A 24,372-nucleotide genomic window follows, 5' to 3' on the forward strand; every position below is an offset into this window, starting at 1 on the left:
ACCACGCACCAGCACGATGCCACAACGAGCGCGAGCAACTTCGGGAGACTTCATGCACAACAATGTTCAGGCTCTCCTTGACACCCTCAACCTCACCGACGTCGGCGCCCGCACCGAAGAGGACATCTTCACCGGCCCCAGCCAGCCCATGCCACACGGCAGAGTCTTTGGCGGCCAAGTACTCGCGCAGTCTGTTGTGGCGGCAACGCGAACCGTGGATGATGAGCGCACTATCCACTCATTGCACGGTTATTTTCTGCGTCCCGGCGACCCGAATCTGCCGATTACCTTTTCGGTGGACCGCATCCATGATGGCCGTTCGTTTGCCACCCGTCGCGCCCAGGCGTACCAAAACGGGCAGCCCATTCTCTCGATGATTGCGTCATTTCAGGTCGAAGATGAGGGGTTAGATCACCAGGTTGATATGCCCACGGATCTCCCCGATCCGGAGTCGCTTCCCAGCATGTCGGATGTTCTCGGCACCATCGACCACCCCGTCGCCCAGTACTGGGCCACCGGGCGGCCCTTCGACATTCGCTACGTTGAATCCCCAATTTTTATGACGGCCTCCGGCCCCCGTGTTGCCCACCAGGCCGTGTGGATGCGCTGCGTAGACACCCTCCCCGATGACCCCACCCTGCACCGCGCGGCCCTTGCCTACGCCAGTGATTACACCCTTTTGGAGCCTATTTTTCGCCGGCACGGCATCCCGTGGTCAACACCGGGGCTCAAATCGGCGAGCCTGGATCACGCCATGTGGTTCCACCGTTTTGCACGCGTTGATGAGTGGATGTTGTACGTTGAGGAATCCCCCAGCGCTCAAGGCGGTCGGGGTCTTTCCCTCGGGCGCATCTATTCGCAATCCGGTCTACTTCTGGCTACAGTTGCTCAAGAGGGCATGATTCGCGTTCCTGGAAAGGGAAAATAATGCCTGCCAAAAACTTGACACGTCGAACCGTCCTTTCGGCCGGCGGCGTCGGCTTGGTCGCCGGGGTTGCCCTTCTGAGTGGATGCGCGGCCACGCCCACCGCGAAGGCGAAGTCCGGCACTGTGGTCACCAAGCTCAGCAATGTTCCCGTGGGCGGGAGCTTCAACGTTGACCTCGATGGAAACGGCCTAGTGGTCTCCCAGCCCACCGCCGGCGTGGTGACGGCGTTTAGCTCAGTATGCACGCATCAGGGTTGCAAAGTTGGCGGCCGCGACGGCGTTCTACACTGCCCGTGTCACGGTTCAGAGTTCAGTATCTCAACGGGGAGTCCCACGACGGGGCCCGCAACGACTGCCCTCACCGAGGTCAAAGTCGCGATTGACGGCGACAATGTCGTGGTTCTCTAGCTACTCTTCTTCTTGAACACAACGGGGGCTTCAACGAAGGAAGCGACCGCGAGGCGTTCAGCCTCCGTCAGCCGGCGCGGGGCCATTGTCTTCGAGTCGACCAACACGATGGTCGTCGACGCTCGGCAAAACAGCGTCTGTTCAGGCTGAACTTTACCCTCGTTCACCAGCGGCGTGAACACTTCGTAGCACACGTCGAGGCTGGCCCCGCCAAGGTGGCCAATCCATAACTGGATATCCAAGGGATCCCGAAGGTAGGGAATGGGCGCGAGGTACTCAATTTCCTGATGGGCAATCAGCGAGAACGTGGTGGCATCCGGGCCGCCTTCCAGAATGCGCGTCGGGAAGTGATCGTCGGCAACGCCATCACCACCCGCCCAGAACGCGTGAATGCGGGCCTCCTCAAACAGGCCAAACATTTGAGCGTTATTGACGTGCCCGTAGGCATCCAGATCGGACCAGCGAAGCGAGGTAGGGATATGCAATCTCACGATAAGTCCTTTTCTTGCTGTGGTGGGTTGGTCTTTTGGGCAGGTTGAGCCACGAGGAATTCGTCGAAGCTGGCCACATCCGTCGGTTTCACACGCACGTGGAGCCGGGTTCCGCCCTCTTCGTAGTCCGTTGTCGAAATGGCCCCGCGCTCGTGCAACGTCGACACGATGTCACCACGCTCGTAGGGTACCAAGAGGTCGAGCTCAACGTTGGGACTCGGAATCCTCTCGGCGATAACCGCCAGAATCTCCTCGACTCCCTCCCCTGTTCGGGCGGAGGCAAAAATGGCGTTGGGGGCAAGGCCGCGCAGTAATAATCGGGCATCTGCATCGGCGAGATCGGCCTTGTTGAAGATGACCTGTTCGGGCACCTCCGAGGCACCCGCTTCGCCGATAACATCGCGCACGGTCTTCAGCTGTGATGCCGGGTCGGCATGTGAGGCATCCACGATATGAAGAATCAGGTCGGCATCGGCCACTTCTTCGATGGTCGAGCGAAAGGCTTCGACCAGTTGGTGGGGAAGGTTCCGCACAAACCCGACGGTGTCAACAAACGTGAACACGCGACCATCGGCCGTCGTGGACTTGCGCACGGTGGCGTCCAGGGTTGCAAAGAGGGCGTTCTCGACCAGCACGCCGGCACCGGTCATGCGATTCAGCAGTGAGGACTTACCGGCGTTTGTGTAACCAGTGATGGCCACCGCCGGAATATCGTTGCGCTTGCGGTTCGCACGCTTGGCATCCCGCGCGGGCTTCATCTCTTTGATCTGTTTGCGCAGGCGTGACATGCGGGTGTGGATGCGGCGGCGATCCAGCTCAATCTTGGTCTCACCGGGGCCACGCGATCCCATTCCCGAACCGCTGCCACCAACTTGGCCACCGGCCTGGCGGGACATTGACTCGCCCCAGCCGCGAAGACGCGGGAGCAGGTACTGCAATTGGGCAAGTTCGACTTGAGCCTTACCCTCACGGCTCTTGGCATGCTGGCTGAAAATATCGAGAATAACCGCTGTGCGGTCGATGACTTTGACCTTGACGGCGTCCTCGAGGGCGCGTCGCTGGCTGGGGGCAAGCTCGGTGTCGGCAATGACCGTATCGGCCCCCAGTGCCTGAACGATGTCGTGCAGCTCTTGCACCTTTCCACGACCGAGGTACGTGGCGTTATCGGGGGTGGGGCGGCGCTGCAAGAGCCCGTCCAGCACGGTTGCCCCGGCCGTTTCTGCTAAAGCCGCAAGCTCCCGCAGAGAGTTTTCGGCGTCCTCTTGCGAGTGGCCCGCATACACGCCGATGAGCACCACGTTTTCGATGCGCAACTGACGGTACTCAACCTCGGTGACGTCTTGCAGTTCGGTGGAGAGCCCCGGCACGCGCCGAAGCGAGATGCGATCCGCCAGATCTTGCTGGGCACCATCAAAGTTTTCGCCGGTGTTGACGCTTTCGCTGAGGGCAAGGGCCCGCCCCGAAGAAAAGAGATTGACGCGGGCCTTTGCCGCATCATCGGTTGCCGCCCGGGCAAGAACGCGGTCTACCGCGGAGGTGCTGTCATCTTCAGTCATTTCCCTCAGAATACCGCGGTGGCCTGCACAAGCGCTGAAGGATTCTCTGCCCGCGAACAGAGAAAGCGGAACCAGAACTGTCTTTAGCGTCTAGTAACATTTTTGGTATACATTTAAACACACCGGCCTTGCCCCTAGACCACTCCGGTTTCCCCCACTACCGCCATGAATGTGTTCTGTGCGAAAGTAGATGGGAAATTCTTGTCTTTTTTGGCACGCGAATGACGACCCCCAAGAAACACAAACCACGCCAGGAAAGGCACACCACCATGGCAGACGCCCCTTCTCCAGCACTCTCCCCCGAAGAAACAGGAGTTGACGGGCTTTCCCAGTTTGGCGCCAGGGTGAGAGAGTTCCGCAAGGCACGCGGTCTCACCCAGCACCAGCTTGCCGAGACCGCCGGGATTGATCGCAAAACCATCAACCGCATTGAAAACACACGCTACTCTCCCACTCTGACGAATGTTTTTGCCATCGCCGACGCTCTTGAAATACCGGCCAATAAGTTGCTTTAGCGCAACATATTCTGTGTTTTTACGCAACAAACCCTCCGGGGCACTTCGGTCTGTTGCATCACGCGTAACAGGCCCGGCGCGGTGAGTGCCTGACGGTAATCTAGACAGCATGCCCGAAACAAACGCCCCCGTGCCCGAAGACGCCGTTTTTGAATCCGAAACCGGCTCCGAGGCCGCAGCACCCGAATCGCTAGCCCCTGCGACGGAGCACTACTTCTCGCCTCAGCCTGTCGGCGACTTCAAAACCGCCGAGATCGAGGTCAGCCTCGCCGGGCGCGAGCTCACGATCGAGACCGCGGGCAGCATCTTTAGCCCCGAGCGCCTCGACATGGGGACCGACGCACTCATGCGAATCGTGCCCCAAACTCCCGAAACGGGTAACTTTCTTGACCTCGGATGCGGCTGGGGACCCCTCGCCATCACCATGGCCCTTGAGGCTCCCGACGCCGCCATTTACGCTATTGATGTCAACGAACGAGCGCTCGAACTGACGCGCCGTAACGCTAAGCGCCTGAAGCTGGCCAACATCCACGTGTCAACGCCTCAGGATGTTGCGGCCAACGTCACGTTCGACATCATCTGGTCCAACCCGCCTATTCGCGTGGGCAAGGCCGAGTTGCACGCGATCATGGAGCAGTGGATCCCTCGCCTCGTCGTGGGGGGCATCGCATACTTCGTGGTGGCCAAGCACCTCGGTGCCGATTCCTTCGAGAAGTGGCTGCGCGCCGAGTTCGCAGGTGCCTACGATGTTTTCCGCGAGGACCACTACAAGGGCTTCCGGGTCGTGAAGGTCACGCGCCTTTCGTAAGTTTCACCAACCCATCACAACGGGCTCCGCGCCCAATGTCAGTGCCCTCTTGTAGAGTGCACATAGGTTCCAGAGTCACAGTGCCAAGTACCTAGCTTGCTGTGCGGCAACCCCCTTCCATCGAGTGGGGTGCCCTAGGGGAAGAACCGGCCCGTCGGCACCAGCTGTCGGGCAAGTCGATGGAGGGCCCCGCCCTCCTCACACTCCAGAGGAGACTCCCATGTCGGAAAACACCATGCCCTACACCGACGGTCTTGGCAACTATGACCGCGTTCAGCACGCCCGCGAAGAAGCCCTGTGGGCGCCGCTCTCCCCGGGCGAAAGGCGCCAATGGTCGCAGTGCCTCGTCGATTTTCGCCCCGACCGTGAAACCCCCATGACGAACCGCATGCTCGACTCCATGATGGGTCGTTACGGAGTCATCAGTCTCGAGCGCTGGGTCGAGCCCGTGCTCGCCTTTGACGCGGCCCGTTTCTCCGCGCAAGATTGGCGTTAACTGCACTTTCTGCAACAAAAGCAATCCTTCGCGCGCAATCGAGAATTGGCGAACACTGAAGCCGATAGTGCTACCGCGAATCCACCCCTCAATTTAAGGAAACCTCCTATGACAAACACCGCTATCACCACTGAGAAAAGCTTCGTTGTTGCCCTGCTGCTGTCGATCCTGCTCGGTACGCTCGGCATCGACCGTTTCTACCTCGGCAAGATCGGTACCGGCGTCCTCAAGCTCCTCACGGCTGGTGGTTTCGGCATCTGGTGGATCATCGACATCATCCTGATCGTGACCGACAAGATGACCGACAACGCTGGACAGCCCCTCGCTCACTAAGGTGTGAGCCAGAACGTTCACGAAACGCCCGTCTCGAACATTTCTTTAACGGATGCTCGGGGCGGGCCTTTTTGCACCCTCCCGCTGGACCTTCAGTTATTTTTCTACACGGTGCCGGTAGGCTGAAATTATGACCTCCAACGCGACGATCGTCCGAAACACCTACAAATCAATCTTTGCTAACGACGTTGAGGCTGTCATGGACATACTTTCTGACAACGTTGTCTGGCATACCCGCGGTTGGGGGCCGTTGACGGGTGACTACCAAGGCAAGGACGAGGTCAGGGGATTGCTTCAGAAGTTCTCCATGCTGACGGAGGGTTCTGCTGAGACCGAGGTGGAGTCTTTCTTAGAGGACGGCAACCGCATTGTGACCGTCATGTCGACGCGTCAAGAAAAGCCACAAGTGCATGAAAGTAAGCACGTCGACATCTGGGACATGCGCGACGGAAAGCTCGTCGAATACTGGGGCATCCAGGCTGACCAAACCGGTGCGGCTCAGGCTTTTAGCTAGGCCTTACTTCTTTCCAAACAAACCAAAGAGCGTCGGAAACCGCCCCTTCGACGTCTGCCGCACTGCCCGCACCTCAGGTGAGTACAACCCGACACTTTGCTTGGCCCTTTGCTTCAGCCGCGACGGTTGCGTCCACCCCTGCACTTGCGAGATCCCCAACTCGCGCTTCACCTGGCGCTTGATCTTGGTGACCCCCAGCATCCGGCGCATGGATGGCTTGCGGTACCTAAACAGCTTCATAATGTGACCTTCCTCTTGGGGCCACCGTACTCCCCTCGGGTGACATCGCTGCCAGGTTCCCGGCAACGTCTGTTACAGTGATTTCAAAGCAACGCGTGTAGCTCGGTCGGCTAGTTTCTAGTCCTCACAGCGAGGCGTTATGCCCCGGAAAGTCTAAGGACGCCCCGGGGCTGCTTTTATTTAACGCGGATGCTCGATTCCGCCACGCGGACCCTAGGACTCCTGCAATTCCTCCTGCACAGCCGCGTCAGCGTTGAGCGACTCGAGATAGTCCTGCCGCACGTCAGACAAACAGCGATCACTTTCCATGTCGACAAGCCAAAACCACCACCCGCCCTCGGACTGATTACCGGTAACGGCTCTTGCCGCAGCGCTCAATGTCTCGAATCGTTCCTCCCCAAGGAAGATTCCACCGTCTTCGCTGATCTGGCATCTTTCTCCGCGCTTAGCAACGACTCGAGCGAAGAGATCTTGCCCCGGCGACAAGAGCCCGGCCCGGACTAACTCAGAGACTGTCACTCGGTACGTTGCAAGTTCACTTGTGCCCGCGATGACACCGAAGTGGCCAACCGGAACGGGCCAAATCTGGAGGATGTCGTCAATCATGCTGACCGTTCGCGCATGGATTCTCTCGTCATCCCAGTCCTTTTCTCCCTCTTCGCAGACTTGCCGGGTGAGGAGCAAAGTCGTGAATTTAGAAAACGACTTCTTTTTTCCCTTCTCGCCCTCCCAGGCACCATTCGACACCTTGCTATTGAGAGCCTGTGTGATGAGAGTGAGGTTTCCCAATGTCTGAATCGTGTCGTCTCGCAAGACTCCTTGTTCGTCGATTTCAGCACCGGGCCAGAAGGCTCGCCACTCTTGGGGCATGACGTGTTCGATTGTGCAGGCTCCCCGCACCACACGCTGCACATCCAAAGGAGACCTTTGATCGAACCCTCGACGATGATCTTCGATGGCCTCAAGGACCATCCGCAGTCTTCCCCGAGCGAAGCGACGATAAATTGGCAGTGTCTTGAGTTCTCGTCGAATCTCAGCGTCGCCCGGCCAGTAAGTATTGGGGCTATCTTGCCGAGCTAGCGTGTCACGAATCGTCGTTCCTGCTGTTTCTCGAGGAGCAGCACTTGCAATTTTCATCATGTCAACAATGAATCTGTTGTATGCCTTCGTCGATCCGCGCACAAAAGCACGCCGCACAAGCCAGCTCTCCAGACTAACGAGTGCAAGGTTAAGTTGGGGTCCAGGTATTTTCGCCAACTCAGGGTCGAGCAACCACAGCAACAAGGGCTTAACGACTTCCGAATCAAGCGTGGCAGTGCGATAAACGAACATGTTGACTCGGTTAAGGGGGCCATCGGCAACAGCTGCGCCCTCAGTGAAATCCCGGTAAATACCGGCTGACTCACGCACCTTCGGTAAAAGTGCATCCACCGGTGTGCTCGCATCCGTCACGTGATGTTTAAATTGTGAGAACACTTCTCGCGCCGGCACGTCCTTGAGCGTCTTTGAGACGAGCCACTGCGTCAGAAAGAGTGAACTGCGGCTGTAGAGGATGCGGCCGGCCGACACTTCCTTCTCCCAAAATGGGGTCTCGAATTCCTCCCAATACTTGCGATACGCCTTCTCGGACTCCGCTGGTGATGCTTCAAGCCTTTGGAATACGAAATTCTTGATGAGATCCGCAGCAGTGAGTGGAGTTCCCCGGGCATTGAGGGTCTCAAAGATTTCTTGAGCGTCCTCGTCGACCTGGAGATCAATGACGACAATCTGCAAATAGTTACTGATGGTCTGCACGAGAGCTGTTGCGCGCGTTTCGGAGTCACCCTCTTCGAGCCAAGCGCCGATCTCGCCAGAGAAGAACTTGTGCGCAAGCGCCATTCGGCTTGAAGCTGCTTTCAAGGCCGTGTAGTCAACAGGGGTGGGAGCAGACATGACTTCGTTGAACGCTGCACGATCTCTGTTCGTTGGCCAGACCTTGAACTCATCCTCTTTGGTATTAGTGAAGTAGACGGGATTCTGCACAAGACCCAACACCTGTTTTGCGAGGTTCTCGAAGCCGGCAGTCTGAACACGATCGTGTACCGCGTCGAGAAATAGTTGAAGGGTGGTCAAGCGCTGCTGACCGTCAATAATGGTGCGAACGCCAAGCGTGCCAATCTCTGTCTGCTGCTGCTGAAGAACGACCGCCCCGAGGAAATGAGGAGTTGCTTGCTCGTGCCGCTCGACCCGCCCAGCCACTCGACGTATGTCATCCCACAAAGGAGCCCATTGTCCTTCTTGCGACCAGACGTAGGGCCGTTGAAACAAAGGAACCAAAAGGCGCTGCGGGTTGAAGAAGATTTCTTGAGGTGTCTTTACTTGAGTGAGCAACGTAGGTTCCAGTCCTTGAGTCCGTAGAACGAATTTTTCAATTAGGGCCAGTCTGGCGCAGTCTCGTTAACACTGGTTGCATTTTCTACGCCTTACCCTTCCCCGAATATGAACTACTACGCCAGCACGTCCTCCGCGAACTCCCAGTTGTGAAAACGCTGTAACGGTTACGTGGAATCTCCCACGCTTCAATGCCGGCACGAGCAAGAGCCTCCCGCACGCGTTCATCGTTCGCCTCACCGCGCAGATTCAAATATTCCGGATACCGAACACTGCCAACATCGATTACCTCGAACGCGTATCAAATCTCGAGGCGCCCGGCGTTTCAGGGAAGGCACTCTGAACCCATGGAACTGCAGCGCGAGAACGTGCTGGTGGACCTGTATCCCATCGTGCGTCAGACCCTGGGGATCGGCAGCCCCAGCTATTCCCTCAAGGAGCTCGAGCCCCTATACATGGGCGAGGCTGAACGTGAGGGGGTCGCCGATGATGCGGATTCCGTGGCCCTGTACGCGCAGTTCTGTGACGAACGCGACACCGGGGTCACCGAAGGCGCCACCAAGACGCTGGCCGACATCGAGCAGTACAACACCCACGACTGCCGCTCCACTCTCGAGCTGCGCAACTGGCTGATCACCCGGGCGGGCGAGAATAACATTACCTTGGCGTCGGCTTGTGATCTTGAACTGGATGTGCACATCATCGACTTCGATCCCGTGCACGGCAAGCTGCAGGCCTTGCTCGCGGATGTGACCCTGGAGAACCGCACACCCCACGACACTGCCATTGCGCTGGCCGCCGCAGCCATTGACATTCACCGCCGGGACGACAAGAGCTTCTGGTGGGCACACTTTGCGCGCCTCAGTTATCCGCTGGAGGATTGGGCGGAGACCCGCGACGTCTTGGCGGTGGAGAGCTTCACTGTCGAGCGGGAGAACATATGGAGCGGCTCCGGCGCTCTGTTCGAATACCTCATGCAAATCACCCCGCTGGGTCAATCGGCACCATTTGAGCCCTGATTCGTATAGCGAACAAGTTACTTCATTGTAGTCAAGCGACCTGAGTCAACCCGCGACTGCCATGTGTCGAGGACGAACTCCGCGACTGAAACAGTGCTGTTGAGCGCCAGCCTCGCGTGACGGGCAAGGGCTGCGCTGCGGGTCAACTTGCCGTGGTCAATTCCGAGTTCGTTTCGCAATTCGGCGAGCGAGCTGACGGTCGTCACAAGGGTTCGCAGAATCTGTTGCGAGGTCTGGCTTGCTCGGGCGTTCTCGGGTACCGACTCAGCGCTCAGTTCGAGCAGCGTGGCTACTTTGCGGTAGAGCTGCGGAATGTCGTCCCTTGCACCATATTCGACCTGGCTGCGGTCGAGGATGATCCTAAAGAGGCTCTCGAGTAGGTTCTTGCTCGAGGAGATCGCGGCGGGCGGATCGGAAGCGAGTCCACGACGGATCCTCGTGAGATGTTCCTCCAGAACAGCAGGCTCGGTCAGAAGCGTGCGTTCCTGCAGCTTGAGCTCGGGGGTGACTCCGTGGAAGGTATCGCGTCGACGCCATCCGTAGACCGCATGTCCGCTGATCCAGTCGGCCGGAAATAACTCGTACCCGTCCCGTGTGAGCGCGTCGTTGAAAGACGTGAGGAGGGCAGCGACTTCACTCTCATCTGCACGAACGAGAGGGTGGAGCATCTCAGCGAGAAAACGCAGGATGATTTGATCGTCGCCGCGCTGCAGCCCAAACCTGGCGTCGGTAAAAACCCAGTCGTTTTCCCAATCCGCGGGATTGTTAACTCGGTGCTGCCAGATGTCTGCAGCAGCATTCCCAAATCGTGTGTCAGTGCTCGCCAAGCTCTCAAGGTCGTAGATTCGCGCAAGAAAATCGGGCTCTTCTAGCCTGCCTGCCCACCAAATTTTGGACAACGCGATCGAGTCGAACAGCTTGCGCCGAGTGACTTCCGTAATCTCCGTGATCTCTATGTTTTCATTTGGCATGTCCGAATCGTATCCTGACGTCGGAATTGCACGCCACAGAGGCGGTCAATGGCGGCCCAGGACTTGAGGCCGCACATCATTTGGGTCAGTGAGAGACGGAGGTCTGTTAGCTCGCAGGCGACGGTGACGGACACGGTCGGCGTCGTGGTGCGGGTGATGAGACCGTAATGCTTCAAGGAGCACAGCGTCGGAGTGCGCATCTTCTAGCTGACGTCACCCAGTAGGCGAGACGACGAGACGGCGAGTCTTAGCGTCGGCTGCACAGCTAGAGCCCGAACAGGTTGATCAGATAGTTCAGCTGTCCCGCGCGATGAAATCAGTCTAGGGTCTGGCTCGGAACTTCGGGTTCCACCACCTCACGGTTCGCAAGAACCTCGTTGACCGTGGAGTCTAAATTGAGCAGCCTCGGCAGATGCGCGACGAAGCACTTGCCCTGGCGACTCGCCTATATATATATATATATATATATATATATATATGAGCGGCCGACCACGGAGCGGACCTCCCTGGAGGTTAGCTCCACCTCGAGCACCGTCCTGAAGGCACTCAATCGAGCAAGCGTGATGATGCGGCCGCAAGTAGCTCGCGGCTTAGCGGCTCAATCGTGGTTCTCACGGACAACAGCTATCAGGATCTGTGCCATTCGTGCTGGATTGACCTGCGGATTCACCAAGCTGTTGATCTTCGCGACGTATGGCCTGCCGCGACCGGGCATTTGTGGGGTGCCATCGCGTGCAAACGCACGTCGCACCGGGTAACGTGGCCGCACGCGCCACTAACGCACCACAAAAAGCTCGCTCAGCACCGTTCCGCTTTTCTACCCCATCCCATCAACATGACCACGGCAAAGGGAACCACCTGACCAGATGTACTACCGAGTTACGTTACTTATTCAAGTAAAGCGCGCGGCTACGCCGCGCCCTTTATGCACCCTAAAGGTATTGGGCCCACGATGGTCTGTAATACGGAAGCAAGAGTCCGATCTGACTTGACCCGCACTCGGACGGCAGATTCATAGTCCCTGTAGGTCCGGAAACCGAGCTCTGCGGCGACACTAGTCCGCAGAGGGGTCTCACGAATGGGAAGCAATCGGACTAAACCATCGAGATCGTCAGCATCCGAGAGGGCCTGTATCTCGCCCAAGATTCGGCCGAAGGGTGATGAGATCGACAACTCGATTGTTTCATCGTAGGGCCCTATTGTTGTCGGCAACTCTTCGCCCAGTTTCCGCCGCACTTCAGCTAAGGCCAATTTGCTAGCCAATCGCTCGAACGTTCCATTGGACCGAAGAGACTCAAGGGCGGCATCCCTCGCACCGGCCTTCATCGCATCGGCATCGCCGCCGATGGTGAGCGCCTGGGATTCGGCAATAGAGCTCCTTACCTCAGACAGGTAGTAGAGACTTTCAATCTCGCTAACTGGCAGCGGCAACACGCCTTTAGTGATGTAGGTTTGGCGTTCTTGCTCAGTGCGACCATCACCATCGATAATTCCTCGCGCCTTTACCCAATGATGCTGCTGACTGGCTTGGAGGCCGGCAACCGCTCGAATTACTTGGTCTGCGCCACCCGACGGCGTCACAGTCCAAAGCGGAAAAAGAATCCCGTACAGCTTGTTGTCCAAACTTTCGGGGTCACCTTCGACAAACAATAGGTTTTGCCGACCGCCGAGTATCGCGGCACGAACACTGTCAGGAGTCCCTGCGGACGGCTCGATTGCGTAGAGCGCCCAGCCCGTGACCGTATTGTCGACCCAAAGGCAACCGGTGAGAACCAATGCCTGACCGTTTCCCATACTCAACGCTGACGCCAGTTCGAGATCGTGAGTCAGGACAACAAAATGGCAATCGGGTCGACTCGCGATGACGGCCTCGACCATCCCCGACGAGATTGAGCGATGCAAATGGCGTTCGGGTTCATCGATGATCAAGATCGATCCGGTGGCTGCACTCAACACCTCAGAAGCAAGTAGGATAGCGCTCTTCTCGCCATCTGACATCTGAAAAATTGGGTACTCCGCACCACGCAGCGCATTGACAGCACTAAATGTTTGACGATCGGTGAGCTTAAGATGGACAGGCAACCCGGAGTCTCTCAAGATCGTGTTCAGGCGGTCTATCACCGGCGCGCCCTCTGCGCTCTGAATCTGTGCCAGATCTGATCCGGCTAGTGCGAGATCGGCAATCCGCCGATTCTGCCCATTCATGAGGGCGAGGAAGTCGAAGAGCACGATTCCTGCGCGCTGTCCATCAGCGTGGTCCAGATAACGCGACTCATCCATACGGCTCCACTGCTCCATGTTTCGTCTAGTGTCCTCGCGCTGGGCAGGACTGATATCTGGTCCCGCCGAGGCAAACCACAATCGCCGATGAGCGATAAGACGCTTTACAGGTGCGCCGCCAGCGTTCAGGAGCATCCACAATCCCAATGCCGATTTGCCCGCGCCATTGGCCCCTACTATCACTGTCGCTTCTCCCGATCGAGCAGTTATGGACTGCACACAGCCGGAAACGATGCTAGGCAAAGTCCAAGTTGCCAAGGGAACGGATGCAACGCTCGGTTCTTCTTCTTCAAGTGACATATCGAAATGGTATATGCCAGTGTTGGTTCCGATCGGCCCATTCTGAGAGGGTGGTATTTGCGAGTTGTCCCGAGGGCCTGATGGCTCTGCAATTTAGGTGTGTATTAAGATTTTGCAGGCTTGCCTGTCTCTTTGAGTCCGACGATTGAAAGGACCCCATTGTCCAGATTGATCGTGCAGCTTTGAGCAGACCAAATCCTCTGGTTTCTGCCATCACAAGCATCATTAGGAACGATTCCGCGCTTAGAGGGCAGCCTCCGCCGCGATGTGCCCTGAGAATGAAGCAACGAATCGCTTGAAACTAGTGATGTCGCTCATGACGCCATGCTCACCATCAATACCACCTTCGCGTGTCGAGGTGATTAGGGTTGCCTCGGTGTAGAGGTTCTCCTGCACCAAGCGGCGACAGAAGATCTCGTACCTCTGCAAATACGAAGCGTTCTTGAATTCAGGGAAGGTCGGGAAGTGCTTCGAGGCGTCGCGCTGACCCGGCTTTCGCGACTTGATGGCGTCCTCGACGAGCACGATCCATCCCACGAACGGACGTGATTGCTCCCCGAGCGCACCTTCGCGGAAGGCAGTCCACAGGTCGTGCGCCGTGCCGATAGCTTCTTCAGTCCGGTTGTTAAAGTTATTGCCAAACGAAGGTCCGACCTGACTCTTTAACTCAATTGCCGCGATGAGCCTTCCCTGGCGGATCACCAGTACATCCCAGTCTTTGGTCGGTCGGAAGTAGCCGGGAAGGGTGACGAGCCCCTTAGAGGTGCAGACCTGCGCATCATGCAGGCCGTTAACCTTGACCAGATCAGCAATGAGCTTCACAAATCCGTCCATGTTCTTGCCAGACGTAACTCCGGCGCGCTCGCCCTGATCGGCCCGGCCTTTCCTCAGCTGTTTCTCTGCCGCCACTGTCCGAGTCAGCCAAAACATGCTGACAGCATCTGCGGTTTTTTTCTCGTAGTTTGCGAGGTCGATCCCCATGTTTAGTTTTCTCCTTCGAGGAACGCAAGGTCCCCGGTTTCAAGTTGGTAAATACGCTCCAGTAGCTCTGCCGAGAGCTTTTCCCCTGCCTCGCCAGCGCTGGTCATTTCCTGCTGATCGACGAGCGCCACCTCATCCCAACGCGGAATCCGAATCCGCCGCAGGTTCTGCGCTTGGAACCGCAGATACCCGCCGCCGATCTTCACCGAATAGGCCTCAACAAACATGTGGGCAATGCCCGAGCGCAAGAGCGCCTGCAGTGCGCGTAAGTTCCAGGCGCTCGAAGTAATGAAGTAAAGGTTGTGGTGCGGATAGAGAGTCCCCGGGTCGTATGCGATTGCGTCGCCATTCCCCTTGATATCTGGAATAAGAAGCTTTGGCTCCAGCATCAGACTGGGTGTGACGCGGTCAATCGTCTTGTACCAGCGGCGAACAATGTCTGCCTTCGCGGTGTGACGCTTCTCAAGAACCCCACGGTGCTGTTCAAGATGTGCGGCGAGACGCGGATACTCCGCGAGATCGACCAGCCGGCCTGCGTCTGTGTAAGGGTTAACAACACCCTTTCCGGTCCATTTTAGCCGCCCTCCCTCTACATCCTTGTTCGTGGCAAGAGGTAGCTTTCGGTCATCCTCGACGTCGAGCTCATCGAATGGTGCGATGAAGACTTTATCTGCGCCGGTAGCGACACCAATGCCTATCCGGCAGCCGGCATCTTGCAACGTCGGAAATCGCGATTCCATGTCGCGGATGATGGACAACGAGTGATTTACGCTCAGGAGCCACGGGTTGGCCCCATTGGCGACGCGATCAATCTCGCTAACCGCTACTCTCTTACCTGGTCCATCGGGTTCTAAGAGTGCGTCGCGAAGACCGGAGAGATAATTTCGGTCCGCGGATTCGGACTTTGCAACACGGCTAACGCCCGGCTTGGCCCGCTCGATGACAGTGATTGACGGGTATGCTCCGACGCTAACTTCAAAGGCGGAGACTCCGTACATGTCCACATAGAAGCGCAGGTGGAAATCATCCGCGACCTTTTGCCGCAGTAAACGTCCATACTCGTTTTTCACCCAGGCGTCGGCACAGATGAAACTGAATTGCCCATTGGGCTTCAAGAGATCAAGCGATCGCTCAATGAACGGAACATATAGATCGGCCCGACCGACCATCGTTTGAAATGACCTCCGGTAGGCAGCTAGCAAATCTGGGACGATCAGTTCCTGACGAACATATGGTGGGTTCCCGATGATGAAATCGAACCCTTCCAGAAACTCAGTCCACAAGAAATCGTCGTGAATGAGCCATGTGTTGACGAGGTGTATCGACGCGGCCTTGGCAATGCCGTGGCCCATCAGATGACTCTTCAGCTCTGCCTTAAATCCAAGGAAAGTCTGTGTGTCGAGCTCGACCGCGCGTATTGAATCAAGAAGCGCTTCGTATGAATCATGCTTGTCACTTAGCTTCCAACTACTGATAAGTCGATCGACTGCAGAGAGCACAAATCGACCGCCCCCAAATGACGGTTCGAGAAGCCGTTTCTCGTGCAGATTTGCGCTTGGGACGTATCCGATCAAATCCAACATGAAATCCACGACAGAGTGCTTCGTGAAAATGGCGCCGCGCTTCTTCTCTTCATTCCCGTAGCTTTGCTCAGCAGAAATCAGGGCAGTCGTGGAAGCTGAAGTCAGGAAAATCGTCATCGTCTCTCCAGCGTAGCCAGCGCTACTGACATCGCAGACCCGGCCGGGTCACTGTCAAGTCGTGTCGTGTCGTGTTGGAGAAGTATCGATGCGTCCTTTTCTCGTTAATTTATTTCCTCGCGAACATTCCCTCATCATTCTGCGCCCGATTATGAGGACCGCGACCAATCTCTTCAATGGCCAAACAATCACGATTCCACAACGAGCTACTTCGGTCCGGATACTGAACAATTCCGAGATGAGCGCATAATTCGTCATCCACCCCTCACTCCCCTGAGATTTCAAGAGGAACCATTCCGGTTCATCGGCCGCATCAAGGATGAGGAGGTGGCTCAAATGAGTGAGACATCCGGAAACCCACAGCGCGCGGGATCCACCTGTCAGATGCGCACCCTTGCGGTTCGCATCACCGATGCCGAGTGCCAGTGGGAAGAGGAGCGAGTGATCCTCATGAGAGTGGCGTCGTCGTCATCCGGCATGAAGAAACCGCTCTAAAAGGGTGACCGGGTTGAACGAGACCTGCTCGAAGTTATCGACGCGGACACTGTTAGTGGCCACCCCGACGCTGTTGAATTGCATGACCTCGTTTTCGGTCTCGCCACTCAGGATCACGTACACATCCATTTGTCAAGCTACGACGGTGGGCCGAAGGGCACCCCGGTAACCGAATCAGATTTCTGGCTCGGTGCCGCGATTGGATGGCTCGTCGCGGAGGTGAGTGAGCCGGGCGGCATTACATCCCCCCAGACTCTGGTACTCAGATGGAAAGCATTTGACATCCAGCGCCGTCGTCGGCGGCCTCATGGGACACTTAGCCCGACTCGTTGCTTGAGGGTACGGATCACCGCCGTCGGACACCTTCGAAAGGGATTCCCTCCTGGTGGCGGCAGCTAGCGAGATCCACGCGGATATTTTGATCACTAACCGTCCCTCGCTTCTTGCTGCGCGGACGCTGAACACGCCGGAACCGATCACGATCCCAACTCCGGCCGAACGTCGCCGCGGATGGGTGAGTACCTAGGGCCGTTGCCGTTGCCGTTGCCGATTTTCTCGTTGAAATTCAGGCTCCCGATTCTCGGGTCGCCCTGCTCGGGTTCACACAAAGGCAGCGCGAGTAGCCTGGTCGACTAGTTTCTAGTCAAAAAGTCAGGCGTCACGCCCCAGAATTCTCAGGACGCCCCGGGGCGGCTGATATTTAACCTGCATGCGCCAGTTCGGCTGAAGGGCGCCCTGCGTTAGAGGCTTGGGGTCGCGCTCAGGATGGCGCAACGAGCCGTGATGCCGGCAACAGCACCGGTGACGCCGCCCAGGTCAGGCATGGTGCCAGTAGCTAAGAACTGGGCAAGGCCCGAATTGTCGCCAACGGTGAGGGTGGTGACCTGGGTTTTGAGATCCGTTAAAGCTTCTGTGAGAGGGCCGTCAGTGACGTGCGAGAGCGCAGTGTCGACCTGGGCCGGAATGGCCGATGCCACCGTTGCGAGCGCCACAAGATCGCCCGAGGTCAACTTCGATGTGACCTCGCCGATGGGCCCCGTTATCGCCCCACAAGCTGTCTTGTTAGCCGCGTTGTCCGCAGCGTTCAAGCTGGGGATTTGATTGCACGCGGTCAGCCCTAACGCAAGGGTTGCCACGGCCAGCGTTGCGAACAGGGGCTTGATCAATGTGTGAGAGCGCATGACTTTAGGTTATCGGGGAGGATGGGCGCTAGCTGGGAGAAAGCTCGGCGAGCAACTGCTGAACAAGCACGCGAATCTGCTCCCGCACCTCGGCCACGCCTTCGGCCGACATGCCGTCGGGGTCGGGCAGGTTCCAGTCGATGTAGCGCTTGCCTGGGTACACGGGGCAGGCGTCGCCACAGCCCATGGTGATCACAACATCCGCGGCTTGAACGACATCGTCGGTGAGCGGCTTCGGAAACTCACTGGTGATATCGATACCGATGTTATCCATGGCGGTAATAACGGTGGCTGAAATGTCGGATGCCGGCATCGACCCCGCCGACCTCACGTGCACGCGCCCACCAGCCAGCTCGTTCATGAGCCCCATGGCCATTTGCGAGCGGCCCGCGTTCTGCACGCACACGAAGAGAACTTCGGGAACATCCTTGGGGGCAGCATCCAGCGTCTGGGCCAGGGCGGTGAGACGCTCGCGCACGAAACGTGCCGTCGTGGTGATGAGGTGCGCCTTGATGGTGCTGGTGCGCAGGCGTGCCGCGTAGGATTCCAGCACGTAGCGGCCCACGGTCTGGGCCGAGAAAATGCCCTCGTACTCGGTGGCCAATTCGGTCGCTAGACGCTTGAGGGATTCCTCGGGGAATGCCAAGCCGGGCAGACCCCGCTGCTCTTCAATCGTGGACATGGGGTCTCCTTGGCGTCAGGTTGAGAGGGGGTTTAGGCAGCGGGGGCGATGTCGGCGATGAGGGCTTCGACGCGCGCGCGAATGTCGTCACGAATGGGGCGAACGGCCTCGATACCCTGGCCTGCGGGGTCATCCAGCTGCCAGTCTTCGTAGCGCTTACCGGGGTAGAACTTGCAGGCGTCACCGCATCCCATGGTGATGACGACATCGCTATCTTGCACGGCCTCATCGGTGAGAATCTTGGGGGTGTTGGTGGCGATATCGATGCCCTCTTCGAGCATGGCGGCAACGGCAACCGTGTTGATCGTGTCTTTGGGGGCGGAGCCGGCGGAGAGAACCTGGATGCGGTCCCCCGCGAGAGCCTGCAGGTAACCGGCGGCCATCTGCGAGCGGCCGGCGTTGTGAACGCAGACGAAAAGAACGGTGGGCTTGGGCTGTGTGGCGGCGTTCGTGGGGGTCATGAGATTCAGGATGCCTTCTGTTGGTGGACGGGAGGTTAAGGGTCGTGAAGGGGCTAGCTGCAGGAGGAGATGAGGCGAGGGTCGACCAGTTCGTCGAGGCCCAGAGCCGTGATGACCGAGCGGCCTTCGGTGGTGGGCTCGAAGTAGGCCCACTTTCCACGCTGAGTACGGGTGACGAGGTCGGCGTCGACGAGCACCTTCATGTGGTGGCTGAGTGTGCTTTGGGCGAGCTGCGTCTCGGGCGTGAGATCGCAGATGCAGGCGCCGTTATCGCCGGTGCTGGCCGCAACGTTGAGCAGCAGGGTGAGGCGCGTTTCGTCGCCGAGAGCTTTGAGCTGCTGGGCGCGCTTGGTGAGGGGCGAGGCTGTTGTAGCGGCCTCGGGGAAAAGAATCGCGGTGGTGGACATACGTTCAGCATATATCGATAAATTACGATATGAACAGGCGTAGAGTGAACATATCGAAAACAATCGATGCGAATAATGTATTTATTTTGTTAGGAGAAATGCCATGCAAGTCCGCGTTTTTGAACCAGCACTGTGTTGCAACACCGGAGTGTGTGGCCCAGACATGGCTGCAGACAGTGACGACAGCCTCGTCGTGTTTACAGCCGACATGGCCTTCATCAAGTCGCAGAACGGTGACATTGAGCGTCACAACATGGCCAATGACCCGATGGCCTTTGTCAGCAGCGAGACCGCCAAGTCTTTTCTCGAAGTCGCTGGTAGCGAAGGTTTGCCACTGACCACCGTGGATGGCGTGACCGTCATGACAGGTCAGTACCCCACGCGCGAGCAGTTGCTGAAGTTTGCCGGATTGGGTGCTGTCGCCCCGGCGAGCGCACCCGCAGCTCGGCCGCTGCTGACCATGATCGACGTGAGCACTGATGCCAACGCCGATTCGGCTCCAGGCAACGTGTGTGGCCCCTCCGGTTGCTGCTAGTTAGTAACGGACAATCCCATGACGACGCTCGCGTTTCTCGATACCCCTCCCCGCTTTCTCTTTTTCACCGGCAAGGGTGGGGTCGGCAAGACCTCCGTTGCCTGTGCGACCGCTATTCGTCTAGCCCACGCCGGTCAACGCGTTCTGCTGGTGAGCACTGATCCGGCGTCGAATGTGGGGCAGGTGTTGGGCATCCACATTGGGAACACCATTACGCCAATCCCCCACGTTGTGGGGCTCTCGGCGCTAGAGATTGACCCCGAGCAGGCAGCTGCCGCCTACCGCGAACGCATCATTGCGCCTGTGCGCGACTTGTTGCCGGCGGTGGAGATCACCCTCATGACCGAGCAGCTTTCGGGCTCGTGCACCACGGAGATTGCGTCGTTCAACGAGTTCACCGACTTGTTAGCCACCCCCGAACTGACCGCGGCCTATGACCACGTCATCTTTGATACCGCTCCCACGGGGCACACCATTCGGTTGCTGCAACTGCCCGGATCGTGGACTGACTTCTTGAACGAAGGCAAAGGCGATGCCTCGTGCCTGGGACCTCTGTCCGGTCTGGAGAAACAGCGTGCGACCTACGCGCGCGCGGTGGATGCCTTGAAGGATCCCGCCATAACGCGTCTGGTACTCGTCTCTCGTGCGCAAAAGTCATCGCTGGCCGAGGCTGCCCGCACCCTCAGCGAGTTGGCCACCATCGACATTGCGTGCACCAACCTTGTAATCAACGGGGTACTGCCGGCCAGTGTTGGCGCCAAACCTGGTGCCAGTGAGGACGAGCTGACCACCGCCATCCGTACCCGCGAATCCGCTGCTATTGCCCAGATGCCTGCCGCCCTGGCGGCGATCACCACCGACATCATCGATCTGAAGATTGCCAACATGATGGGCGTTGAGGCCCTCGTGGGGCTGCTCGCAGATGAACAAGCGGTTGAGCACGAAGAGGGTGTTGGCGGAGCACCCTGGGTATTGGGCGTTATGGAGGCTCCTCATGCACCCCTGCGTGCCATCATCGACCAGCTGGAGGCCGACGAGCACGGCTTGGTGCTGTGCATGGGCAAGGGTGGTGTGGGCAAGACCACGGTTGCGGCGGCCATTGCGGTGGCGCTCGCCCATCGCGGACACGACGTTACCCTCACCACGACCGACCCGGCGGCGCACCTCTCGGAGACCCTGCAGGGTGAGGTGCCGAGCCTCACGGTGACGCGCATTGACCCCGAGTCGGCGACGCAGATTTATCGTGATCGTGTGATGAAGAGCAAGGGTTCCAAGCTCGATGACATTGGCAAGGCGGCGCTGTGGGAAGACCTGCAGTCCCCCTGCACCGAAGAAGTTGCGGTCTTTCAGCAGTTCTCGCGGGCCGTACACGAGTCGCAAAATAAGTTCGTGATCGTTGATACTGCTCCCACCGGGCATACCCTCTTGCTTCTGGATGCCGCGGGCTCCTACCACCGCGAGGTCGCCCGGCAAATGGGTGACTCGATTGCGTACATCACGCCCTTGATGCGGTTGCAGGATCCGGTTGCTACCAAGGTCGTTATTGTGACCCTGGCCGAGCCCACCCCGGTGATGGAGGCGGCCGAATTGCAGGATGATCTGAAGCGGGCTGGCATTGCTCCTTACGCATGGGTGGTCAACAACTCGCTCGCAGCTGCGGGGCCGTCGAGCCCGTTTCTGCGTCAGCGGGCGGCCAACGAATTGCCGCAGATTGCGCGGGTCGAGGAATTGGCGCCGCGGGTGGCGGTCATTCCGTTGCTGGCCGAGGAGCCCATCGGTGAGGCGCGGTTGACGGCGCTCGGGCGCTAGGCGCGGGTCTTCAGCGGCTTTCCGCCGGTTCGCCTCCTCCATAGGCCCCTCTGCGATTGGCATTTGACTTTTATTCAGTCGATGTCGCCTCTCTCAGTCGAGGACTCTGGGAAGTCCGAATTACATTGGACCATCGAATCGGACGCGTGCTTTTCTCACCTGAGCTTGAGAAAGGTTGCAACGTGGTGCTTTTTGCCGGGATCAACAAAGACAAAGAAAACACCACCCTCCTGGATGAACCTTTCGATCAAACGGAGAAAGTTATGGCGACAACGACAAATATCGGATTAAACTTTTATCGTTTAGAAATGATATTTCTCACATCGGAAGGCTGCCGGGATGACCCAGACAGACGTTGCCAAACTCATGGAGACTCATCAGTCCGTCATCTCAGACTTCGAGCTCATGGGAGGAAGCCCAAAAATTCAAATAATCCAGCGCTACGCGCGCGCGGTCGGCTATCGCGTGCTCCTTGAGCTCGCACCGACAACACCCGTTGCCCAAGATACCAAGGCAACCACCTCGTAATCGAGACATTCCCGCTCACGATTCACTCGCCAACGCGGCAATCGTAGAGCCGTCCACTCGAGATTTCCGTCTGAAGAATCGACTGGTCACTAGTGGTCGCAATGAAGACCCTATGGCGTATCGAGTCGCCCCAAATGGCTGCATTTTTCACCGCAAATCGACCATTTGCGACCTCCCGGTGAAGGAATCTCTCGGGAGGTCACCACTGGTGACCGTTTGATTATGGATGACCGAACGTCGGTCACCAAAAGGCCCGCTAGGTCTATCGATCGCGAGCGAACTACGCGAGTTCGACGATCCCAGTAAATACCAGCTCAGCCGGGCCGGAAAGTGATACATGCTCGCCCTCCTCGGTGGGAAACATGCGCACGGCCAACGATCCACCGGGCACCTCGACGCGCCAACTATTGGGGGCGCCGGCGCCAGCCCAGTGCCGGGTTGCCAACGCTGCTGCCACAACTCCGGTGCCACAGCTGAGCGTTTCGCCGCTCCCGCGCTCGTGCACGCGCATACGAATCTGGCCCACGCCATCTTTGACCATAGGGTCGCGCATGACCACGAGTTCCACGTTGGCACCTTCGGGCGTCGCCGGGTCGAGCTGAGGAACGAACGTCAAATCCGCACCGTCTAGCTCGGCATCGTGCGAGAGCGCGACGACCACATGCGGGTTCCCCACGTTGATGCCGATACCCGGGCGCTGAACGGCCACACCCTTGACGCGCACGAGCGGTTCGCCGCCATCGAAGCGCCAGCGCCCCATGTCGACCTGAAAATTATTGCCACTGTTGGTGAGATCCCGCACTCCTCCGCGCGTGCCAATAGCCATCGTGTCGCCAGGGTTGATAACGGCCAGACCTGACTCGAGTAAATACTTGGCATACACGCGGATTCCGTTGCCACACATCTCGCTCAGGCTGCCGTCGGCGTTGTAATAATCCATGAACCATTCGGCGGCGGAATCTTCGGTGAGGGCTGAGGCTCCCGCGGGATCCGGTATTAAAGCACCATCGCTGCGCAAGGTATTGAGGTTCTTGCTTTTCACCGCACGGATCACGCCGTCAGCCCCGATGCCGAAGTGACGATCGCACAGACTCGCAATTTGGCCGGGGCTCAGCGGCCGCTCGCCCTCGGGGTCGCTGTACAACACGAAGTCGTTGCCGGTGCCGTGTCCCTTGGTGAAGTGCAGTGCCGTTGCCATGGCTCAAGCCTACGGCGTGAGAGGGATGGATCTCTTAGGAGGCGCGACAGGCACGCGCGCGACGTCGTCGCCGTCGGCGAGAGCCGCCGAAGAGTTGCGCACAAAGATGACAATCCAACAGAAAATCAGGGAGCCCGTGAGCATCTCATAGGAGGTCAAGTTGAAGTACTGCACCGGGTAATACAGCACCGCCGCAACCGCCAACGAGGCCACCAGAATCCAGTCAGCAATGTAAAACATGGCGGGAAACCCGGGAACGATTAAGCGGTTAAAGACGAGGAGAAATAGGAAAATAATAGTCAGAGCGTTTGCGGCAATGTTATGCACAATGAGGGATTGGTTGACTGGAATCAGCCCGACGATCACGAGGGAGACGCCCAAGCCGAGAAATGACCAGCGGATGACGCGCGTGCGCCACGGTCGATAATGTGGCCGGCGCTTGAAAACGGTATCCACATCATTGACGAGGTAGTCGGCCAAAACGATGATAATCACGCCAGATAAAGCCACGGTGACGTTGAACGTGAAGCCGGCGAACCCATCTGTGATGCCCAGGGCGCTCAGATTCATGTCAAACCAGCGGCTATCGGTCGCCGCCAACATGCTGGCCACCCCGCCACTGACGAGGAAGACGACAAACACGTTAGCCAAGGAGGTCGAGGACACGTTTGCCCCCGACAGATACGAGAAATAGGCCGAAATCGAGCTGGCAACCCCCACGCAGATGGAACCCGCAAGAACATCAAATTTTACGTCCCCGAAGACGCTTTGCATGAGTGTGAAGATCGTCAAGATGGCGAGCAAAATAATGGCGCCGTGACACACAGCGAGGCCAAACGTGTCAAAGGCTCGCTTCGTGCGCGATAGGTGAGGAGTGTGACGGCGGTGCCAACCATCTTCACCCGAGATGGACGGCACATAGGCGGCGGGAAAGCTCAGGATGGCACTTATCGCACCAACGGCGGCCGCAACTTGGCCCACGGAGTTGGCCCCGAAAAGGGGCCAGACACCACCCCACATTGTCAAGCCGCCGACAAGCAGGCCCACACCGAGGAAGATTGCCGCGGCTAGAAGCGCCTTCGCCTCATGCTCGAGAGCACGTACCGGAGCAATGTAACTGGTTCGTGGCGGCCCTCCATGCATTGGCATACCAATAGTGTCGCAAAC

25 protein-coding genes, 1 pseudogene and 1 riboswitch are annotated in these 24,372 nt (G+C 58.1%); of the genes and pseudogenes, 12 read left to right on the forward strand and 14 right to left on the reverse strand.

Annotated features, from left to right (window positions below; all coding sequences use genetic code 11):
* The first annotated feature begins 52 nt into the window (after positions 1 to 52).
* Both FB555_RS03890 and FB555_RS03895 read left to right on the forward strand, forming a co-directional pair.
* Entirely contained in the window at positions 53 to 928 is an 876-nt protein-coding gene (locus tag FB555_RS03890; RefSeq protein WP_182484089.1) for an acyl-CoA thioesterase, read from the forward strand.
* Positions 928 to 1,335: a Rieske (2Fe-2S) protein gene (locus FB555_RS03895; protein WP_182484090.1), complete on the forward strand. Its 408-nt coding sequence runs from the start codon at positions 928 to 930 to the stop codon at positions 1,333 to 1,335. The genes FB555_RS03890 and FB555_RS03895 overlap by 1 nt, the downstream gene beginning before the upstream one ends.
* On the opposite strand, the gene FB555_RS03900 is transcribed toward FB555_RS03895, so the two are convergent.
* Both FB555_RS03900 and hflX read right to left on the reverse strand, forming a co-directional pair.
* Positions 1,332 to 1,826: a thioesterase family protein gene (locus FB555_RS03900; protein WP_182484091.1), complete on the reverse strand. Its 495-nt coding sequence runs from the start codon at positions 1,824 to 1,826 to the stop codon at positions 1,332 to 1,334. The two genes, FB555_RS03895 and FB555_RS03900, sit on opposite strands and share 4 nt — an antisense overlap.
* A complete protein-coding gene (hflX, locus tag FB555_RS03905; protein WP_182484092.1) occupies positions 1,823 to 3,382 on the reverse strand; it encodes a GTPase HflX in 1,560 nt (519 codons plus the stop codon). Before hflX ends, FB555_RS03900 begins: the two co-directional genes overlap by 4 nt.
* 269 nt (positions 3,383 to 3,651) lie before the next feature.
* Between hflX and FB555_RS03910 the strand changes: the two genes are divergently transcribed.
* The 5 genes from FB555_RS03910 (at position 3,652) to FB555_RS03930 (ending at position 6,048) form a co-directional block, all read left to right on the forward strand.
* A complete protein-coding gene (locus tag FB555_RS03910) occupies positions 3,652 to 3,897 on the forward strand; it encodes a helix-turn-helix transcriptional regulator (protein WP_182484093.1) in 246 nt (81 codons plus the stop codon).
* Between the two features lie 109 nt (positions 3,898 to 4,006).
* On the forward strand, positions 4,007 to 4,705 hold the full coding sequence (locus FB555_RS03915; RefSeq protein WP_220475748.1) for a class I SAM-dependent methyltransferase: 699 nt from the start codon (positions 4,007 to 4,009) through the stop codon (positions 4,703 to 4,705).
* Between the two features lie 66 nt (positions 4,706 to 4,771).
* Positions 4,772 to 4,889, forward strand: a riboswitch (SAM riboswitch).
* A 36-nt stretch (positions 4,890 to 4,925) separates the two neighbouring features.
* Positions 4,926 to 5,201 (forward strand): hypothetical protein, encoded by a 276-nt coding sequence (locus FB555_RS03920; protein ID WP_182484094.1) that lies wholly within the window; start codon positions 4,926 to 4,928, stop codon positions 5,199 to 5,201.
* Positions 5,202 to 5,309: 108 nt separating this feature from the next.
* Entirely contained in the window at positions 5,310 to 5,534 is a 225-nt protein-coding gene (locus FB555_RS03925; RefSeq protein ID WP_182484095.1) for a TM2 domain-containing protein, read from the forward strand.
* 130 nt (positions 5,535 to 5,664) lie between these two features.
* Positions 5,665 to 6,048 carry a nuclear transport factor 2 family protein gene (locus FB555_RS03930; protein WP_182484096.1) on the forward strand — a complete coding sequence of 128 codons (384 nt, stop codon included), beginning with the start codon at positions 5,665 to 5,667 and terminating at the stop codon, positions 6,046 to 6,048.
* A 3-nt stretch (positions 6,049 to 6,051) separates the two neighbouring features.
* Here the strand turns inward: FB555_RS03930 and FB555_RS03935 are convergent, their stop codons facing one another.
* Both FB555_RS03935 and FB555_RS03940 read right to left on the reverse strand, forming a co-directional pair.
* Positions 6,052 to 6,288: a hypothetical protein gene (locus FB555_RS03935; RefSeq protein ID WP_182484097.1), complete on the reverse strand. Its 237-nt coding sequence runs from the start codon at positions 6,286 to 6,288 to the stop codon at positions 6,052 to 6,054.
* A gap of 213 nt (positions 6,289 to 6,501) precedes the next feature.
* Positions 6,502 to 8,658, reverse strand: coding sequence for a GmrSD restriction endonuclease domain-containing protein (locus FB555_RS03940; protein ID WP_182484098.1), 2,157 nt, complete (start codon positions 8,656 to 8,658; stop codon positions 6,502 to 6,504).
* Positions 8,659 to 8,849: 191 nt separating this feature from the next.
* Between FB555_RS03940 and FB555_RS03945 the strand changes: the two genes are divergently transcribed.
* Positions 8,850 to 9,677, forward strand: a complete 828-nt coding sequence (locus FB555_RS03945; RefSeq protein ID WP_281362540.1) for a ribonuclease H-like domain-containing protein — start codon at positions 8,850 to 8,852, stop codon at positions 9,675 to 9,677.
* A gap of 17 nt (positions 9,678 to 9,694) precedes the next feature.
* On the opposite strand, the gene FB555_RS03950 is transcribed toward FB555_RS03945, so the two are convergent.
* The 4 genes from FB555_RS03950 to FB555_RS03965 form a co-directional block, all read right to left on the reverse strand.
* Positions 9,695 to 10,648 (reverse strand): abortive infection family protein, encoded by a 954-nt coding sequence (locus FB555_RS03950; RefSeq protein WP_182484100.1) that lies wholly within the window; start codon positions 10,646 to 10,648, stop codon positions 9,695 to 9,697.
* A 909-nt stretch (positions 10,649 to 11,557) separates the two neighbouring features.
* Positions 11,558 to 13,228 carry an AAA family ATPase gene (locus FB555_RS03955; protein WP_182484101.1) on the reverse strand — a complete coding sequence of 557 codons (1,671 nt, stop codon included), beginning with the start codon at positions 13,226 to 13,228 and terminating at the stop codon, positions 11,558 to 11,560.
* A gap of 243 nt (positions 13,229 to 13,471) precedes the next feature.
* Positions 13,472 to 14,209 (reverse strand): PaeR7I family type II restriction endonuclease, encoded by a 738-nt coding sequence (locus tag FB555_RS03960; RefSeq protein WP_182484102.1) that lies wholly within the window; start codon positions 14,207 to 14,209, stop codon positions 13,472 to 13,474.
* 2 nt (positions 14,210 to 14,211) lie between these two features.
* Positions 14,212 to 15,909 (reverse strand): Eco57I restriction-modification methylase domain-containing protein, encoded by a 1,698-nt coding sequence (locus FB555_RS03965; RefSeq protein ID WP_182484103.1) that lies wholly within the window; start codon positions 15,907 to 15,909, stop codon positions 14,212 to 14,214.
* Positions 15,910 to 16,245: 336 nt separating this feature from the next.
* On the opposite strand from FB555_RS03965, the gene FB555_RS03970 reads away from it, so the two are divergent.
* A complete protein-coding gene (locus tag FB555_RS03970; RefSeq protein ID WP_182484104.1) occupies positions 16,246 to 16,404 on the forward strand; it encodes a hypothetical protein in 159 nt (52 codons plus the stop codon).
* Between the two features lie 740 nt (positions 16,405 to 17,144).
* Here the strand turns inward: FB555_RS03970 and FB555_RS03975 are convergent.
* The 4 genes from FB555_RS03975 to FB555_RS03990 are packed head-to-tail and all read right to left on the reverse strand — an operon-like array spanning position 17,145 to position 19,135.
* Positions 17,145 to 17,585 (reverse strand): hypothetical protein, encoded by a 441-nt coding sequence (locus FB555_RS03975; protein ID WP_182484105.1) that lies wholly within the window; start codon positions 17,583 to 17,585, stop codon positions 17,145 to 17,147.
* Between the two features lie 28 nt (positions 17,586 to 17,613).
* A complete protein-coding gene (locus tag FB555_RS03980) occupies positions 17,614 to 18,267 on the reverse strand; it encodes an arsenate reductase ArsC (protein ID WP_182484106.1) in 654 nt (217 codons plus the stop codon).
* Between the two features lie 32 nt (positions 18,268 to 18,299).
* Positions 18,300 to 18,728, reverse strand: coding sequence for an arsenate reductase ArsC (locus FB555_RS03985; protein WP_182484107.1), 429 nt, complete (start codon positions 18,726 to 18,728; stop codon positions 18,300 to 18,302).
* A 53-nt stretch (positions 18,729 to 18,781) separates the two neighbouring features.
* Positions 18,782 to 19,135, reverse strand: a complete 354-nt coding sequence (locus FB555_RS03990; RefSeq protein WP_182484108.1) for an ArsR/SmtB family transcription factor — start codon at positions 19,133 to 19,135, stop codon at positions 18,782 to 18,784.
* A 103-nt stretch (positions 19,136 to 19,238) separates the two neighbouring features.
* Here FB555_RS03990 and arsD point away from each other — a divergent pair, with 103 nt between their 5' ends.
* The 3 genes and pseudogenes from arsD to FB555_RS04005 form a co-directional block, all read left to right on the forward strand.
* Positions 19,239 to 19,670, forward strand: coding sequence for an arsenite efflux transporter metallochaperone ArsD (gene arsD, locus FB555_RS03995; RefSeq protein WP_182484109.1), 432 nt, complete (start codon positions 19,239 to 19,241; stop codon positions 19,668 to 19,670).
* 18 nt (positions 19,671 to 19,688) lie between these two features.
* The gene (gene arsA, locus FB555_RS04000; RefSeq protein ID WP_182484110.1) at positions 19,689 to 21,479 is read left to right on the forward strand and encodes an arsenical pump-driving ATPase; all 1,791 of its coding nucleotides are present in this window, start codon (positions 19,689 to 19,691) and stop codon (positions 21,477 to 21,479) included.
* Positions 21,480 to 21,815: 336 nt separating this feature from the next.
* Positions 21,816 to 22,007 (forward strand): annotated as a pseudogene (locus tag FB555_RS04005) (helix-turn-helix domain-containing protein); the annotation flags it as partial.
* Between the two features lie 280 nt (positions 22,008 to 22,287).
* Here the strand turns inward: FB555_RS04005 and dapF are convergent.
* Both dapF and FB555_RS04015 read right to left on the reverse strand, forming a co-directional pair.
* Positions 22,288 to 23,205 carry a diaminopimelate epimerase gene (gene dapF / locus FB555_RS04010; RefSeq protein WP_182484112.1) on the reverse strand — a complete coding sequence of 306 codons (918 nt, stop codon included), beginning with the start codon at positions 23,203 to 23,205 and terminating at the stop codon, positions 22,288 to 22,290.
* Between the two features lie 9 nt (positions 23,206 to 23,214).
* Complete coding sequence (locus FB555_RS04015; protein WP_182484113.1) at positions 23,215 to 24,354, reverse strand: hypothetical protein; 1,140 nt, start codon at positions 24,352 to 24,354, stop codon at positions 23,215 to 23,217.
* Positions 24,355 to 24,372: the final 18 nt, after the last annotated feature.

Source organism: Alpinimonas psychrophila, from assembly GCF_014137865.1.
Taxonomy (GTDB): domain Bacteria; phylum Actinomycetota; class Actinomycetes; order Actinomycetales; family Microbacteriaceae; genus Alpinimonas; species Alpinimonas psychrophila.

What these genes read in the sequence shown, in the direction of transcription:
- FB555_RS03985 (WP_182484107.1), bottom strand. Translation starts at nt 18,728, where the DNA reads ATGACCCCCACGAACGCCGCCACACAGCCCAAGCCCACCGTTCTTTTC.
- FB555_RS03910 (WP_182484093.1), top strand. Translation starts at nt 3,652, where the DNA reads ATGGCAGACGCCCCTTCTCCAGCACTCTCCCCCGAAGAAACAGGAGTT.
- FB555_RS03890 (WP_182484089.1), top strand. Translation starts at nt 53, where the DNA reads ATGCACAACAATGTTCAGGCTCTCCTTGACACCCTCAACCTCACCGAC.
- FB555_RS03935 (WP_182484097.1), bottom strand. Translation starts at nt 6,288, where the DNA reads ATGAAGCTGTTTAGGTACCGCAAGCCATCCATGCGCCGGATGCTGGGG.
- dapF (WP_182484112.1), bottom strand. Translation starts at nt 23,205, where the DNA reads ATGGCAACGGCACTGCACTTCACCAAGGGACACGGCACCGGCAACGAC.
- FB555_RS03925 (WP_182484095.1), top strand. Translation starts at nt 5,310, where the DNA reads ATGACAAACACCGCTATCACCACTGAGAAAAGCTTCGTTGTTGCCCTG.
- FB555_RS03980 (WP_182484106.1), bottom strand. Translation starts at nt 18,267, where the DNA reads ATGTCCACGATTGAAGAGCAGCGGGGTCTGCCCGGCTTGGCATTCCCC.
- FB555_RS04015 (WP_182484113.1), bottom strand. Translation starts at nt 24,354, where the DNA reads ATGCCAATGCATGGAGGGCCGCCACGAACCAGTTACATTGCTCCGGTA.
- arsA (WP_182484110.1), top strand. Translation starts at nt 19,689, where the DNA reads ATGACGACGCTCGCGTTTCTCGATACCCCTCCCCGCTTTCTCTTTTTC.
- hflX (WP_182484092.1), bottom strand. Translation starts at nt 3,382, where the DNA reads ATGACTGAAGATGACAGCACCTCCGCGGTAGACCGCGTTCTTGCCCGG.
- FB555_RS03970 (WP_182484104.1), top strand. Translation starts at nt 16,246, where the DNA reads ATGAGTGAGACATCCGGAAACCCACAGCGCGCGGGATCCACCTGTCAG.
- FB555_RS03915 (WP_220475748.1), top strand. Translation starts at nt 4,007, where the DNA reads ATGCCCGAAACAAACGCCCCCGTGCCCGAAGACGCCGTTTTTGAATCC.
- FB555_RS03960 (WP_182484102.1), bottom strand. Translation starts at nt 14,209, where the DNA reads ATGGGGATCGACCTCGCAAACTACGAGAAAAAAACCGCAGATGCTGTC.
- FB555_RS03990 (WP_182484108.1), bottom strand. Translation starts at nt 19,135, where the DNA reads ATGTCCACCACCGCGATTCTTTTCCCCGAGGCCGCTACAACAGCCTCG.
- FB555_RS03930 (WP_182484096.1), top strand. Translation starts at nt 5,665, where the DNA reads ATGACCTCCAACGCGACGATCGTCCGAAACACCTACAAATCAATCTTT.
- FB555_RS03950 (WP_182484100.1), bottom strand. Translation starts at nt 10,648, where the DNA reads ATGCCAAATGAAAACATAGAGATCACGGAGATTACGGAAGTCACTCGG.
- arsD (WP_182484109.1), top strand. Translation starts at nt 19,239, where the DNA reads ATGCAAGTCCGCGTTTTTGAACCAGCACTGTGTTGCAACACCGGAGTG.
- FB555_RS03965 (WP_182484103.1), bottom strand. Translation starts at nt 15,909, where the DNA reads ATGACGATTTTCCTGACTTCAGCTTCCACGACTGCCCTGATTTCTGCT.
- FB555_RS03920 (WP_182484094.1), top strand. Translation starts at nt 4,926, where the DNA reads ATGTCGGAAAACACCATGCCCTACACCGACGGTCTTGGCAACTATGAC.
- FB555_RS03895 (WP_182484090.1), top strand. Translation starts at nt 928, where the DNA reads ATGCCTGCCAAAAACTTGACACGTCGAACCGTCCTTTCGGCCGGCGGC.
- FB555_RS03945 (WP_281362540.1), top strand. Translation starts at nt 8,850, where the DNA reads ATGCCGGCACGAGCAAGAGCCTCCCGCACGCGTTCATCGTTCGCCTCA.
- FB555_RS03975 (WP_182484105.1), bottom strand. Translation starts at nt 17,585, where the DNA reads ATGCGCTCTCACACATTGATCAAGCCCCTGTTCGCAACGCTGGCCGTG.
- FB555_RS03955 (WP_182484101.1), bottom strand. Translation starts at nt 13,228, where the DNA reads ATGTCACTTGAAGAAGAAGAACCGAGCGTTGCATCCGTTCCCTTGGCA.